Annotated in this window: 13 protein-coding genes; 6 read left to right on the top strand and 7 right to left on the bottom strand. The window is 38.1% G+C overall.

Translation table 11 applies throughout. The features are described from left to right. Positions 1–4: 4 nt before the first annotated feature. The 6 genes from AQF98_RS15695 to AQF98_RS15670 all read right to left on the bottom strand — a co-directional run bounded on the left by AQF98_RS15695 (position 5) and on the right by AQF98_RS15670 (position 3,949). Positions 5–337, bottom strand: coding sequence for a YegP family protein (locus tag AQF98_RS15695; RefSeq protein ID WP_055132899.1), 333 nt, complete (start codon positions 335–337; stop codon positions 5–7). Positions 338–356: 19 nt separating this feature from the next. Continuing rightward, positions 357–638 carry a membrane protein insertion efficiency factor YidD gene (gene yidD, locus AQF98_RS22445; protein ID WP_055132898.1) on the bottom strand — a complete coding sequence of 94 codons (282 nt, stop codon included), beginning with the start codon at positions 636–638 and terminating at the stop codon, positions 357–359. A gap of 2 nt (positions 639–640) precedes the next feature. After that, positions 641–874 carry a hypothetical protein gene (locus AQF98_RS15685; protein WP_055132897.1) on the bottom strand — a complete coding sequence of 78 codons (234 nt, stop codon included), beginning with the start codon at positions 872–874 and terminating at the stop codon, positions 641–643. Positions 875–1,247: 373 nt separating this feature from the next. Beyond that, positions 1,248–1,919: a response regulator transcription factor gene (locus AQF98_RS15680; RefSeq protein WP_055132896.1), complete on the bottom strand. Its 672-nt coding sequence runs from the start codon at positions 1,917–1,919 to the stop codon at positions 1,248–1,250. 11 nt (positions 1,920–1,930) lie between these two features. Beyond that, complete coding sequence (locus tag AQF98_RS15675) at positions 1,931–3,595, bottom strand: ATP-binding protein (RefSeq protein WP_235524242.1); 1,665 nt, start codon at positions 3,593–3,595, stop codon at positions 1,931–1,933. A 105-nt stretch (positions 3,596–3,700) separates the two neighbouring features. Further along, positions 3,701–3,949, bottom strand: a complete 249-nt coding sequence (locus AQF98_RS15670; RefSeq protein WP_055132895.1) for a hypothetical protein — start codon at positions 3,947–3,949, stop codon at positions 3,701–3,703. Positions 3,950–4,313: 364 nt separating this feature from the next. Here AQF98_RS15670 and AQF98_RS15665 point away from each other — a divergent pair, with 364 nt between their 5' ends. Further along, positions 4,314–5,150 (top strand): hypothetical protein, encoded by an 837-nt coding sequence (locus AQF98_RS15665; protein ID WP_055132894.1) that lies wholly within the window; start codon positions 4,314–4,316, stop codon positions 5,148–5,150. 56 nt (positions 5,151–5,206) lie between these two features. Here AQF98_RS15665 and AQF98_RS15660 read toward each other — a convergent pair whose 3' ends face one another. Continuing rightward, complete coding sequence (locus AQF98_RS15660) at positions 5,207–6,115, bottom strand: TIGR01777 family oxidoreductase (protein WP_055133008.1); 909 nt, start codon at positions 6,113–6,115, stop codon at positions 5,207–5,209. A 187-nt stretch (positions 6,116–6,302) separates the two neighbouring features. Between AQF98_RS15660 and AQF98_RS15655 the strand changes: the two genes are divergently transcribed. From AQF98_RS15655 to AQF98_RS15635, 5 genes are all read left to right on the top strand, one after another. Then, positions 6,303–7,589 (top strand): DASH family cryptochrome, encoded by a 1,287-nt coding sequence (locus AQF98_RS15655; RefSeq protein ID WP_055133007.1) that lies wholly within the window; start codon positions 6,303–6,305, stop codon positions 7,587–7,589. A gap of 463 nt (positions 7,590–8,052) precedes the next feature. Beyond that, on the top strand, positions 8,053–10,851 hold the full coding sequence (locus AQF98_RS15650; protein WP_055132893.1) for a 2-oxoglutarate dehydrogenase E1 component: 2,799 nt from the start codon (positions 8,053–8,055) through the stop codon (positions 10,849–10,851). Between the two features lie 115 nt (positions 10,852–10,966). Next, positions 10,967–12,193 carry a 2-oxoglutarate dehydrogenase complex dihydrolipoyllysine-residue succinyltransferase gene (gene odhB, locus AQF98_RS15645; RefSeq protein WP_055132892.1) on the top strand — a complete coding sequence of 409 codons (1,227 nt, stop codon included), beginning with the start codon at positions 10,967–10,969 and terminating at the stop codon, positions 12,191–12,193. Positions 12,194–12,343: 150 nt separating this feature from the next. After that, positions 12,344–13,051: a DUF2490 domain-containing protein gene (locus AQF98_RS15640; RefSeq protein WP_055132891.1), complete on the top strand. Its 708-nt coding sequence runs from the start codon at positions 12,344–12,346 to the stop codon at positions 13,049–13,051. An 85-nt stretch (positions 13,052–13,136) separates the two neighbouring features. Next, entirely contained in the window at positions 13,137–14,027 is an 891-nt protein-coding gene (locus tag AQF98_RS15635; RefSeq protein ID WP_055132890.1) for a hypothetical protein, read from the top strand. Positions 14,028–14,150: the final 123 nt, after the last annotated feature.

The raw sequence follows: 14,150 nt of genomic DNA, 5'->3' as shown, positions 1-14,150 counted from the left end.
TTAATTAGATAGTTTCGTCTATTGTTGCTGCACCAGGCGCATTTGTTTTTACCGATTCGATCCCGTTGTCTCTAGCCGAGCTTGTGGTATACATTTGGCTGGTGCCAATAATTTCGCCATTGCCAGCCTTTAGGTTAAAATAATGAGAGCCATTTTTGGCTGTGTTTCTGTCGTATCTGGTATCTGTAGGTGCATTTGTTTTTACAGATTCAATACCTGCTTTACAAGATGCTTTTGCTACATAACCTTCGCTGGTTAAAATAACTTGTCCGTTTGAGGCCTTCAGGTTAAACTGATATTCGCCGTTTGTTCTTTTGGTGATGATGAAGTTTCCCATTGTTTATTGAGTTTAAATGTTATTTGATAAATCTTTCCGAAATTTCTGCCTCAGTAATAATTTGAGCGTTTGGCAATGCCATTATTTTAGATTTGGTAATGGGATGCTCAAAAATGTAGTATCCCGCTCTGCAATTCCTAAATCGATATTTTAATGCGCTTAATCCTTTAAAGAGACCTTCTTTTTTTGTGGTATGATATACGTGCTGAGAGCAGCTTATCTTGAAAATGCACTTTCTTCTTTTGTTTTTAGGGACGGTAAGCCAGTATAATTTGATAATTAGCAAGAGCAGTATTTTCATGACTAAACCTTGCTAAAAACTACCATTTGATAGGACGCCAAGTAACCCGGTTTTGCACCAAAGCCAAAACATCCTGGGTCTGGCTGAATATAAGTCGAAACACTTTCTAATCTGATGTATTCCCAACCCTCATTGGTGAATCGCATAATTAGTGTTTCCAACTGTCTAGCTACAACATCTGTTGTTTCTTTTTGCTGATTTAAAATGGCAGTGAAGGGTACAACTTTATATTCCATATGTACTTATTGTTTGTAAATGTTTATTTGGTTAACTCTTCAAATGTATACAGATGCCAAACCCTTTATTTACGGGAAACCGTAAAGCAAGAAAGTATTTTTAAAAAGGTTAGATCGCTTATGTTTTGGTGTGAGTTGTTGATAAACAGCTTATTGTATTTGATTGGTCTGAGGTGTTCGTGAAGAGGATCTCACAACGAAACATTGGTCTGTAAGCCTAAACTTGTAGATGGTATAGATAGAACAAACCCCAAATAAATTTGTCATCCTGAGCTTGTAGAAGGAAATTTATTTAGGGTTGAGATGCCGTAAATGAAAGCGAGATTGCTATAACATAAAAGAGTTTTGCAATGCGATCGGGAGGAAATGAAAGTTAGATAATATGTTTGTCCTTGCAATAAGCAATCAATTGTTCATTGGTCGAAAAATCTAATACTTCTCTGATGAAATTGAGGCGTTTTTCTACGCTGCTCAGGCCAGAAGGTTTGATGTTCTTTTGCTGTAAATGAAATGGGATATCTTTTTGTAGCGTTCCTTGCGAAAGTAGGTGGAGAATGGTTTTGTCGAAATCGGTAAAGTCATAATGATTTCTATCCTCTGGTGTCCGCTTTAAATTGGGTGAAAGATATTTTTTGTTTTTATAAATAGTTTCTATGGCCAACTTCAAATCCTGAGCATCTCTACGGGCTTTGGGTACATAAGCATCGATACCTAATTCCTGAGCCAAGGTGTGAGCTACAGTTGTTCTGTTCTCGATAGAGAAGACCAAAACCTTTAAATCTGGTTGCATGTGTTTGGCAACTTTGATCAGTTCGGTTCCTTTAGAAATTTTTTGTTGGGTATGGTCATCGTCGAAAGAAAGGTCGGTGATCAGCAATTCATAAGGCTCATTCTCGTTCAATGCTTTTTGAATCCGTGTTAAGGCATCATCACAATAGTATACATAATTTCTGCTATCATGTGTTATACCTAGGTCGGCGAGGGTTTTTTGTACAGAGAAATTGGCAATTTCGTGGTCTTCAGCAATCAATACTTTTTTAAACATACTTTAGGTAGTTAAGAAATTGGAAATGAAAGTTTGATTTTCAGTCCTTTTTCGGTTTCGGTATCAAAAGTAATGGTGCCATGGATGTGATCGATACGGTTTCCCGTATTGGTGAGTCCATTTTTAAAAAGTGTATCTTTTGAGAGGCCAATGCCATTGTCTGTATAATAGATATTGATATGATCTGTTGTTTGCTCAAATTGTAGTATTACAAGGTTAGCTTGACTATGTCTTTTCATGTTCACCATCAGTTCTTGAAGAATATGCTCAACTTCGTATTGAATCTGAGTATTCACCTTTTTCCATAGTTGGGCAGTATTGCCCAACTGTTGTATCACCCTGTTTTCTGAAGCAAAAGAAGAGAGGATTTCATTTACCTTTTCGTGGAAGGGTTGGAGTGTCAAGGAAGGTTGGTCGTAAGAAATGTCACGAGATTTCTCATACATGTCTTCAATCTTGTCTAAGATATGGTCTTTGTTTAAATCTTCCTGATTTTCGATTTCTGTCATTACCCGATACAAACCATTGGCCACAACATCGTGTACTTTTTTGGAGGTTTTGAGTTGGTTTTCACGAATGGTGTTTTGGGCTTCTAACTGTAGTCGCTGTTTTCTTTTTCGGTACCAAAATAGGCCAGCTATCAACAAAACAATGGTGCCAGTTATCAATATAATAAGTTGGTATTTTTTTTCGGTGTTGTCTTGTTGAAGTACAAAGTTAGCTGCTTTATGTTTTTCGACATCATATCTAACTATGGCGAATTGATTTTTGGCATTATTGCGAATAACTAGGGCGCTGTCATCAAGTTTAAGGTAGGTTTCAAAATATTGCTTACTTAGTGGTGCAGGACTAAATTTGATCAATTTTTGAAGTGCCAACAGCTGATCATCATTGCTTTTTAATTTTTTTGCAACATCATACATTTGATGGGCATAATATAAAGCAGAATCTGGTTTGCTTTTTCCATAATAATCAGCCAAATAATAATAACTGGAGTTCCGACCCCAAAGATCATTTTCTTTTTCACGAATATGTGCAGCTTTTAAAAGCTCAGGCAAAGGATTGTAATTTGGGTTTAGCAACCATTTTGTAGTAGAAATGTTAGATAGTACTCGTGGATATTCTTCCATGTCCTTACTAGCAGTTTTCAGGATCAGATCATATATCTCTAAAGCTTTTTTATATTGTTTAGTTTCTTGATAGGAATAGGCTTTGTTATTTCGGTATAGATTTGTATCCGCTAGGGTTGTTGAAAATTTAATGGCGAGATCATAATATTTATGGGCATTTTTATAATCCCTTAAATTATGTGTCGCAATTCCGAGATTGTTATAGTTGGAGGAGAGAGCTGTATAATGCTGTTTTTTTTTCTCGTTTAAATAAGAAAGCGCATTTAATGAGTATTCCTGTCCATTAGGGTCATCTCCAGTGTTTGTAAAAAATATAGCCAAGCCTGCTAAAGATTGCCCTACAACAAGACTGTCTTTTTGGAGTAGCGCTAAATCTTTGGCCTTATTGAAATAGATGAAGGCACTATCGACCTGTCCATTTTCCTTATAAGCCGATGCTCGATCATATAGAGGATTAGGTTCTTTTTTTTGTTCTTTAAGCTGATCTTTTGAGCAAGACCATAAACAAATGCTTAAAAATAAAAGTAGGAGATTGAGGCGTTTCACGGTTTAGGGTTTAACCCAAATTTAAAAAAATAAATTAAAGCGCATTCCTTAATCTAATTTTAGTGTTAAAATGAATAGGGCGATATCATCGCCCTATTCATTAATTTATGGTGTTGGTGGTTTTATCGGTGGGTTCTGTCCTGTATTTCCACCAGGACCTCCATGACCAGGACCATCTTCATTTCCACCGCCTTCATCGCCGCCATCACCACCATCTCCTGGATCGTTAGGGTCATCGCCTGAGTTTGTTCCGTTAGCATTTACATAAACGGTACTTCCGCTGTTACAATTGGTATTATAGTTTGCTGGGTTTACTAAGCCTAATAAAATGGCTATAATTAATGGTAAAAACATTTTTTTCAAAAATTTAAAAGTTGAATAATTGCAATTCCTAGCGCACCATGCGCTAGGTTTACTGCGGGTTATTCAGAAGGCCTTCTGAAATTTTTGGGAAGTGTTTTTTGAGTGTCAATCGCGGAAGCTTATAACTGCTTCCCAAACCGGTTACGAACCTCCACGATGTTCACTCGTTCTGAAATCTGTTTCGTACATTTACTATAGTTTGAGCAAACGCTTGTTTCGATTTCTGAAGCAAAGATGTGGGCTGAAATCGGCTTGTGATAAGGAATTCCGCTAATTCCTTTGGTGCGGTTTAGAATTCCGGAAAACCGTAAAAATTCCGGAAATTCCGGTTTATTTTTGCTTAAAATGCTCGAAAATGATAGAAGAATATCAAGAAGAAATATTAGTCGCCTATAAAAAATTAAAGCCTAACCTTTCTCATGATTTGCAAAACCCTACGCCAGCTAATTTGAGAGATGAGGCAGTGAAACTTTACGAGGAAAGGCAGGATGGTAGAGAAATACTTTTAAAATTCTCAGAAGGAAATTACAAAGGATCTGAAAATGTAGGGATAGGTAAATTGGATATAGATAAATTTAGACCAGTTAATCATTTCCTTATTGATAAGACGAGTAATCCTAATCGTAGGGTAGTAGAGCTAGTTGCATGGCTAATCAATTTTGAGCCTAGACCATTTGACACTTGGAAAGAAACAAAAGTAGGTGGAAGCAATAGTGGAGGAGGGATAGTAATATCACCGCTACCACCTCAACCACCCCAGCCAGTGCCTTCGCCTTCCTTCCTTGAAAAAATTATTCAGTGGTTAGAAAGAGAGCCAAATGCTAAAAAGAAAAAATTCATAGTAGCCCTCGTTCCTGTAACCTTAATTGCTCTAGCTTCCTATACTTTTTTTGAGCATATCAGTACACAATGTATGTATTGGACAGGTAATGAATACCAATCGGTAGGTTGTAGTGTAAAGGTTGATCACGCTACAGTAATTGCTCTGGATAGACAGAAACTGGTCGGATTAAAGAAAATTAATCGTTTAGATACAATTACAGAGAAGGATTTGGGGAGAGTTTGGTACGTAAAGATTAAACAGGATAGCGCAGAGTTTTATACAGATAGTGGCAATTATCCATTAAATAATAAGAAGGTACTAATGCCGATGACCAAATATATTCTAGATAAATATATCCTGCATAAGTAAGTCTTCGACAAGCTCAGACTGACAACATGGTCAGTTTAAATCAGCGACTTTAAAAGTTAGGAATGATAAATTGAATCCAAAGCCTTTTCCAAATCAACATATTCAAATCGGTAACCAGCATCTAACAGTTTTTGTGCAGAGGTATTGCTGCTCATTAAAGGTAAAATGCTCATTTCGCCCATTAGGGTTTTCAATGCAAACTGAGGCACGTTGATTGGCCAAACTGGTCGGTGTAGTTTTTTGGCTATGGTTTGGGTGAGTAATTTATTGGTAACGGGATAGGGAGCACAGGCATTGTAAGGCCCAGTTAGGTTGGGGTCTTCAACAGCAGTGGTAAAAATCTTCACAATATCATCCAAATGGATCCAAGGCATCCATTGTTTGCCAGAGCCTAGAGGTGCACCCACAAAAAATCGGATGGGTTTTTCCATTGCGGCCAATGCGCCATCTTCCTTGCTTAAAATCAGGCCGATTCTAATTTTAACTACACGGATATCCATTTCAAGACCAGCTGTTGCCGCATTTTCCCATTCCATACAACAGTCGGCTAAAAAGCCATCACCTGGAGCGCTGGTTTCTGTTAAGATTTCTTCATCTCTATCGCCATAAAAACCAACGGCCGATGCAGAAATAAAAGTTTGAACAGGAGCCTTTGTAGCGGCAATGGCCCGATATAAAAGCTGGCAAGATTGCACCCTGCTATCTATAATTTCTTTTTTACGTTTTGGTGTCCATTTTTGATCGGCAATGCCTTCGCCAGCCAAATGGATAATGGTATCTATTCCTGTTAAGGCCTTTTCATCTATGGTCTGTTGGTATACATCCCACAGGTATACCTTCACATCTTTGATCGCAGTTGGTTTTCTGGTTAAAATAGCAATCTGATGTCCTTTTGCTTGTAAAGCAGGGATCAGTTTTCGGCCTACCAAACCTGTGGCACCTGTAATTAAAATGTTTTTCGACATATAGCATAAACCCTTAACACAAGGTTTTAGTTTTACAACTAGCAATATAAGGCTTTGTGTTTCTGTTTTTAACAAATTTGTTAATCAAATGGCAAAATAGTGTTATCGCTATGTAAAAAATGAGCTATTAAAAAGGCTAATTGCTAGAATTTGTGCAAATTGCAGGTCAATATAAATGGCTACGGATATGAGCAAAAAGATTTTGGTTTGGTTTAGGAATGATTTACGCTTGCATGATAATGAAATGCTGGTTGAAGCCATTGCCAAATCTGATGAAATTTTGCCCGTTTATTGTTTTGATCCCCGTCAGTTTGAGCTCACCAATTACCATAGTATTAAAACAGGTGCAAAAAGAGCTCAATTTTTAGTAGAAAGTGTAGCCGCACTTCGTCAATCTTTGCAAAGTTATGGTGGCGATATCCTCATTTTAAATGGAAAACCTGAAGAGCTTTTACCAGCATTGGTAAGTGAGCATGAAATTGCAGAAGTATATCACCATAGGGAAGTAGCAAGCGAAGAAACAGCTATTTCTACCCAAATAGAAGACTTGTTGTGGAAACAAAAAGTAAACCTGAAACACTTTATCGGACATACGCTTTACAATAAAGAAGATTTACCTTTCCCAATTAAGGATATTCCTGATGTTTTTACGCAGTTTAAAAAGAAAACAGAGCGTGATGCCATTGTAAAGCCTTGTTTTTTAACGCCAGATGCCATCAGTTTTGTGACCGTACAAGATTGGGGGATTTTACCCGAATTGAGCGAACTGGTAGTGAACGAAGATATAGAAGGACTCAGTCAGGATTCTGAATTTAAAGGTGGCGAAGAAGAAGCGCTCAACCATTTGCACGATTTCTTGCATACAGGAGAGGGAATGGCCTTGGCCAATGCTTCTTTAAAAAAGAATGAAATTGTGTCTAAACTTTCCCCATGGTTAGCATTAGGTTGCTTGTCACCACGAGAGGTGTATTGGAAAATGAAAGAGGCAGAAGCCAACTATGGGCTAAAACCTTATTTCAATCAGATTGTACTCGGCTTATTATGGCGCGATTATTATCGTTTCATGTTTAAAAAATACCGCAATACCTTTTTTAAACCAGAAGGTTTCAAACAAGAACTTGCCTTGGTGCCATTGGCCGATAGCGAGCTATTGCATTCGTGGAAAACAGGAAATACTGGGCATTTATTGGTCGACGCCATGATGCAAGAACTCAATGCTACTGGTTATATCAATACAGCCGCTAGGCAATTGGTGGCTACTTATTTGGTTTACGAACTGAAGGTGAATTGGGTAATGGGGGCTGCTTATTTCGAAGAAAAACTGATCGATTATTGTCCGGCAAGTAACTGGGGCAATTGGGCAACTGTTGCAGGTGTAGGCAACGACCAACGTTTAACTTCAAGTTTCGATTTTCAGAAACAGCTCAAAATTGTAGATCCTAAGGGTGCCTACGCACAAGCAGCAAGAGCATAAATATAAACAGTTAACCGATTTCAACAGTTTAGCAATTCATCAATTTCACCACATAGGGACATAGGACACATAGATGGACGGTGTGCTCTAGTCTTCAGTTTAAACAGTTAGCCAATTTAACCAGTTTAGCAATTTATCAATTTCACCACATAGGGACATAGGACACATAGATTGATGGTGTGCTCTAGTCTTCAGTTTAAACAGTTAACCGATTTCAACAGTTTAGCAATTCATCAATTTAGCAATTGGAGTTTCACCACATAGAAACACAACTGTTCTGCTCGGATTTTGGTCATGAATTTGGGAAATCGCTTGGTACGATTTATGCTGTAAGTAGGATTAAATTACACGACCAGATTTGCCCTGTTAGAAAAAGCACTTTTTATTTAATTAATTGTTAAGTTTATTGCCATTTCTTGAGGTAAAATCCTAATTTTGCAATACTTATCGTAATAAATACACAATGGATAACTTATCTTATCTCAATGGCGCTAATGCCGAATATATTGAATCCTTATACCAAAGCTATAAAGAAGACCGAAATTCGGTAGAATTTGGCTGGCAGAAATTTTTTGAAGGCTTTGATTTTGGGAGAGGTTCTGATGCAACACATGTTAGTACTGAAGCTCCTGAACATTTTTTAAAAGAAATTAACGTTTTAAATCTAATTAACGGATACCGTCAACGCGGACACTTGTTTACCAAAACAAATCCGGTAAGAGAGCGACGTAAACATTTACCAACCTTAGCTATTGAAAACTTTGGTTTGGCACAAGCCGACCTGGATACGGTTTTCAACTCAGCTATCGAAACAGGAATTGGTGCTCCTGCCAAATTAAGCGACATTGTTGCTTTCTTAGAACAGACCTATTGCAGGTCTATTGGTGCAGAGTACTTGTATGTACGTACACCTGAAATTTTAAAATGGATTGAAACCAAAATGGAAAGCGAACGCAATACGCCTAAGTTTTCTATCGAGGAGAAAAAACGCATCTTGACCAAACTAAATGAAGCAGTAAGTTTCGAGAACTTTTTGGGTACCAAATTTTTGGGACAAAAACGTTTCTCTTTAGAAGGTGCAGAAGCATTGATCCCAGCATTAGATTCAGTAATTGAAAAAGGTGCAGAATTGGGTATTGAAGAGTTTGTAATTGGTATGGCCCACCGTGGTCGTTTAAACGTATTGGCCAATATCATGCAAAAAACTTATAAAGATATCTTTGCAGAGTTTGAAGGCAAGGGCTACAGTGCCGAGTCTCCTTTTGGGGGTGATGTGAAATACCACTTGGGTTACTCTACAGATGTAACCACTATTGATGGTAAAAATGTACACTTGAGCTTATGCCCAAATCCGTCGCACTTAGAAACGGTGAATGGTGTGGTTGAAGGGATGTCTCGTTCTAAAATAGATTTCAAATATGCAGGCGATAACAGTCGCTTGGCACCAATCTTGATCCATGGCGATGCTTCTGTAGCAGGTCAGGGAATTGTGTACGAGGTGATCCAGATGGCCGGATTAGAAGGTTACAAAACCGGTGGAACCATCCACTTGGTGATCAACAACCAAATTGGCTTTACTACAAATTATAAAGATGCCCGTTCAAGTACGTATTGTACTGATATTGCTAAAGTAACCCTGTCACCAGTTTTCCATGTAAATGGAGATGATGTTGAGGCTTTGGTATATGCCATCAACTTGGCCATGGAGTATCGTCAGAAATATAAAAACGATGTGTTTATTGATATTTTATGCTACCGCAGATTTGGTCACAATGAAGCAGACGAGCCTAAATTTACACAACCATTGTTATACAAAGCGATTGAGCAACATGCCAATCCTAGAGATATCTATATCGATAAATTGACTAAAACAGGCGAATTAGAGGCTGGTTTAGCGAAAGAGATGGAAAAACAATTTAAAGGCATTTTACAAGAGCGTTTAAATGAAGCCAAAGAAATTACTTCTACTTATCACGATGTGAAATTTGGAGGAGCTTGGGCCGATATGCGTATTGCTACAGCCAAAGATTTTGATGTTTCTCCAGATACTTCAGTTAAGAAAACAACTTTGTTAGAAGTTGCCAAAAGAATCTCTACTTTACCAAAAGATAAAAAGTTCTTCAAAAAAATTGAGAAGTTATTTGATGAACGTAATAAAATGGCCACTACCACTCATGTATTTGATTGGGCAATGGGCGAGCAATTGGCTTACGGTACTTTATTGGCCGAAGGCAAAAGAGTTCGTTTAAGTGGACAGGATGTGAAAAGAGGAACCTTCTCTCATCGCCATGCGGTATTAACTTTAGAAGATAGCGAAGAAGAGTATACTCCATTAGCTAACATTTCTGAGCAACAGGCTCAGTTTGATATCTACAACTCGCATTTATCAGAATATGGTGTTTTAGGTTTTGAATATGGTTATGCCATGGCCAACCCTAATGCCTTAACCATTTGGGAAGCACAATTTGGCGATTTCTTTAATGGAGCGCAAATTGTAGTAGACCAATATGTAGCCAGTGCCGAAACCAAATGGCAAAGAGAAAATGGTTTGGTAATGTTGTTGCCACATGGTTACGAAGGACAGGGACCTGAGCACTCATCGGCAAGGATTGAACGTTTTATGGAGCTTTGTGCAGACTACAACATGCAAGTAACCAACTGTACTACACCAGCTAACTTCTTCCATGCTTTGCGTCGTCAGTTTAAACGCGATTTCCGTAAGCCTTTGGTGGTGTTTACACCTAAGAGTTTATTACGTCATCCACTTTGTGTAAGCCCATTAGCAGACTTTACAGAAGGTAAATTTAAAGAAGTAATAGACGATGCCAATGTAAAACCAGCTAACGTAAAACGTGTGGTTTTCTGTAGCGGTAAAATCTATTACGATTTATTGGAAACACAGAAAGCAAACGAAAAAGGTGATGTAGCCTTGGTACGTGTAGAGCAACTGTATCCAACACCTGTTGACCAAATGGAGGCTGTTTACAAACGTTACAAAAATGCTAAAGATGCAGTTTGGGTACAAGAAGAACCAGAAAATATGGGCGCTTGGCCTTATTTGTTGCGCAGATTGAGAAAAACTTCATTTGGCCAAATGGATGTGATCTCGAGAAAAGAAAGCAGCAGTACAGCAACTGGTTTTGCTAAACAACATGCCAACCAACAAGCTTATATTGTAGCAACAGCTTTTGATGTTCCGGTAACAGAGAAAGTGAAAGAAATTGTAGGCAAAGCGACAAAGAAATTAGTTAACATAGATTAATAAAGACATGAGATTGGAGAAGTGAGATTGGAGAAGGATCACAACTAGTGAACCAATGAACAATTGAACGAATGAACCAATCAACATCTTAACAATACAACATATATTTTAAATTATGGGTTTAGAAATAAAAGTTCCGCCAGTTGGCGAATCGATTACAGAAGTAGTTTTATCTCGTTGGGTTAAAAACGATGGAGATTTTGTTGAAATGGACGAAATCATTGCAGAGTTAGAATCGGATAAAGCAACGTTTGAATTAACTGCCGAAAAAGCGGGAACTTTAAAAATTGTAGCAAGCGAAGGTGATACTTTGCCAATTGGTGCGGTAGTTTGTTCTATTGAAGAAGGTGGCGCAGCAGCGAGCCCTAAGGCCGAAAGCCCTAAAGCTGAAGCAGCAGCTCCGGTTGCTGATAAAGTAAGTGCACCAGTTGCAGAAAAATCTGGCGATAGCTATGCTACAGGAACACCATCGCCATCGGCTGCTAAAATATTGGCAGAAAAAGGAGTTGATGCAGGTAGTGTAAAAGGTACTGGTGTTGATGGCCGCATTACTAAAGACGATGCTGCTAAAGCAGAAAAAGCACCAAGTGCAAAGGCAGAAAGCCCGAAAGCGACAACTCAACCAGCTGCTGTTGCAGGAGCTAGAGGAGAGCGCAGAGAGAAAATGTCGCCATTGCGCAAAACAGTAGCCAAACGTTTGGTAACTGTTAAAAATGAAACAGCCATGTTAACCACTTTTAACGAAGTGAACATGAAACCAATCATGGATTTGAGAGGTAAATATAAAGACCAATTTAAAGAGAAATTTGGTGTAGGCTTAGGTTTCATGAGCTTCTTTACCAAAGCAGTTTGTGAGGCAGCTAAAGATTTCCCTGCAGTAAATGCTCGTATTGAGGGCGAAGAAATTGTGTACAATGATTTTGTAGATGTTTCTATCGCCGTTTCTGCACCAAAAGGATTGGTAGTGCCAATTATCAGAAATGCTGAGAGCATGAGCTTGGCACAGATTGAAAAAACGGTAATTGAATTGGCTACCAAAGCAAGAGATAGCAAATTGACGATTGAAGAAATGACTGGTGGAACGTTTACCATTACCAATGGTGGTGTGTTTGGTTCAATGATGTCTACACCAATTATCAATGCGCCACAATCGGCTATTTTAGGAATGCACAACATTATCGAGCGTCCTATTGCTGAGAACAAAGAAGTGGTTATTCGTCCGATGATGTACATTGCTTTATCTTACGATCATAGAATTATTGATGGACGTGAGTCTGTAGGTTTCTTGGTACGTGTTAAACAATTGTTAGAAGATCCAGCTAGATTGCTATTAGGGGTGTAAAACCTTAATTGATTATATTTTAAGCCCCGTCAATTTTTTGATGGGGCTTTTTGTTTGCAATGACTTTTTTGTTTACGATAAAATGATGTTACAATTGGGTGTAGTTGTATTTTTCTTCTATTTTCGCAAGTATACCTATAGATCCATTTTATGAGAAGAATAGCAGCAGTAGCCCTTTTTTTATTTTTAGGCGTAAATCAGTTAAGTGCGCAAACCACACAACAAAACTCGGGTTGGTTTGCCTTTTTTAATGCCACCAAATTTAACAAGAAGTGGGGGCTTGCCCTCGATGTACAAGTACGTACCGCAGATGACTGGGGCTATGTAAGAAATACCCTGTTCAGACCAGGGCTTACGTATTACCTTAACGATAAAAGTAATGTAACCGCAGGTTATATGTTGGCTACCACCAACAATAAATTTTCTCCTATACCCAATAAACAAACCTTGTTAGAGCACCGTATCTGGGAGCAGTATATTGTCAATCATAAAATGAGCTCAGTATTTGCCATGCATCGTTTTAGGTTAGAGCAACGTTTTATCGAAACCAATGGCGATGATATCTTTTCACAGCGTTTGCGCTATTTCTTTAGGTTGATCCAACCACTGCAAAAAAAGCAGGATGCTTTTACCAAAGGTGCATTTGTTGCTTTGCAGAATGAGACCTTCTTGAATATCCAAAATAAGGATTTGTTGAACAAGAGTTTTTTTGATCAGAACAGAGCTTATTTAGCTGCAGGTTACCGTTTCTCTAAGAAGATAGATATCGAAGCTGGTTACCTTAACCAAGCAATTAAAGGAGTTAATAATACCACGGTAAATAATGTAGTGCAGTTGGCGGTGTACACTAGGTTTTAATGATTTAAAGTCATATTTAACATTGTTGATACATTTGAAATGTTAAATAAAATAAAAAATCACACTTTTTGCCGATTTTTGAAACATGAGACGTTTACCTATCCTAGTTTTTGCGCTACTTTTTGGAAAAAAAGTAAGTGCACAAGATATCATCCCTAGAGCTGTTGATCAACCTAAAATTGGTAGAAGTCTTTTCTCTAGAGAGCCCAAAAGAAATTTCTCTCGTAAAGGAGAATGGTTTGTGCATTGGGGCTGGAACTTTTCTTGGTACGATACCAGCGATATTAACTTTAAAGGACCTGGCTACGATTTTACCTTAAAGGATGTAAAGGCAAAAGACAGACCTTCTAAATTATCTTGGGATTACGTCAATCCAATGGAATTGACCACACCACAGTTCAATGTGCGTTTTGGTTATTTCATTAAAGATAATTACAGCATCTCTTTGGGTTGGGATCACATGAAATATGTAATGGAGATTCCGCAAACGGTTAAGGTTGATGGTTATATCAATTCTACTATCTCTAGCCCTGATATTGCAACTGGTGCTTATGCAGGTACGTACAACAATACCCCATTGCAGGTAAAGGAAGAAATGTTAACTTTTGAGCATACCGATGGGTTTAATTATGTAAGCACGGAGTTAGAGCGTTACGATGATATTTGGGTAGCCCGTTCGCAAAAACAGATGTTGACCTTAGAAACAGGTGTTGGTGTAGGAGCCATGATCCCACGTACCGATGTAAGGTTGTTTGGCGTTGGAGAAAACAATTTCTGGAATTTTGCAGGTTATGGCGTTTCTCTAAAAGCAGGATTAAAATTCAATTTTACCAAGAAGTTCTATTTGCAAAGTTCTGCTAAAGTAGGTTTTACAGACTTGACTAAGATTCATACCACTGGCAGAAATAGTATTGATAAGGCCAGTCAAACCATAAGATATGTAGAAAGCCTAACCGTTTTAGGCTTCCAGTTCTAAATAAACTTTAAAAGCCAATCTGTTGAGGATTGGCTTTTTTGTTGTGCTGTTGGTCGGATGTTGGTCTGGAAATATTTTCTCGACCATTGTAATACATATGAAACAAATACGATATAGAGATTA

The sequence above is a fragment of the Pedobacter sp. Hv1 genome (genome assembly GCF_001412215.1).
In the GTDB taxonomy this organism is placed as follows: domain Bacteria; phylum Bacteroidota; class Bacteroidia; order Sphingobacteriales; family Sphingobacteriaceae; genus Pedobacter.
This window is presented reverse-complemented; position numbering and strand designations above follow the sequence as displayed.

Bases quoted from the DNA above. Each gene is read 5' to 3' on its own strand.
- AQF98_RS15695 (WP_055132899.1), bottom strand. From the start codon at position 337: ATGGGAAACTTCATCATCACCAAAAGAACAAACGGCGAATATCAGTTT.
- yidD (WP_055132898.1), bottom strand. From the start codon at position 638: ATGAAAATACTGCTCTTGCTAATTATCAAATTATACTGGCTTACCGTC.
- AQF98_RS15685 (WP_055132897.1), bottom strand. From the start codon at position 874: ATGGAATATAAAGTTGTACCCTTCACTGCCATTTTAAATCAGCAAAAA.
- AQF98_RS15680 (WP_055132896.1), bottom strand. From the start codon at position 1,919: ATGTTTAAAAAAGTATTGATTGCTGAAGACCACGAAATTGCCAATTTC.
- AQF98_RS15670 (WP_055132895.1), bottom strand. From the start codon at position 3,949: ATGTTTTTACCATTAATTATAGCCATTTTATTAGGCTTAGTAAACCCA.
- AQF98_RS15665 (WP_055132894.1), top strand. From the start codon at position 4,314: ATGATAGAAGAATATCAAGAAGAAATATTAGTCGCCTATAAAAAATTA.
- AQF98_RS15660 (WP_055133008.1), bottom strand. From the start codon at position 6,115: ATGTCGAAAAACATTTTAATTACAGGTGCCACAGGTTTGGTAGGCCGA.
- AQF98_RS15655 (WP_055133007.1), top strand. From the start codon at position 6,303: ATGAGCAAAAAGATTTTGGTTTGGTTTAGGAATGATTTACGCTTGCAT.
- AQF98_RS15650 (WP_055132893.1), top strand. From the start codon at position 8,053: ATGGATAACTTATCTTATCTCAATGGCGCTAATGCCGAATATATTGAA.
- odhB (WP_055132892.1), top strand. From the start codon at position 10,967: ATGGGTTTAGAAATAAAAGTTCCGCCAGTTGGCGAATCGATTACAGAA.
- AQF98_RS15640 (WP_055132891.1), top strand. From the start codon at position 12,344: ATGAGAAGAATAGCAGCAGTAGCCCTTTTTTTATTTTTAGGCGTAAAT.
- AQF98_RS15635 (WP_055132890.1), top strand. From the start codon at position 13,137: ATGAGACGTTTACCTATCCTAGTTTTTGCGCTACTTTTTGGAAAAAAA.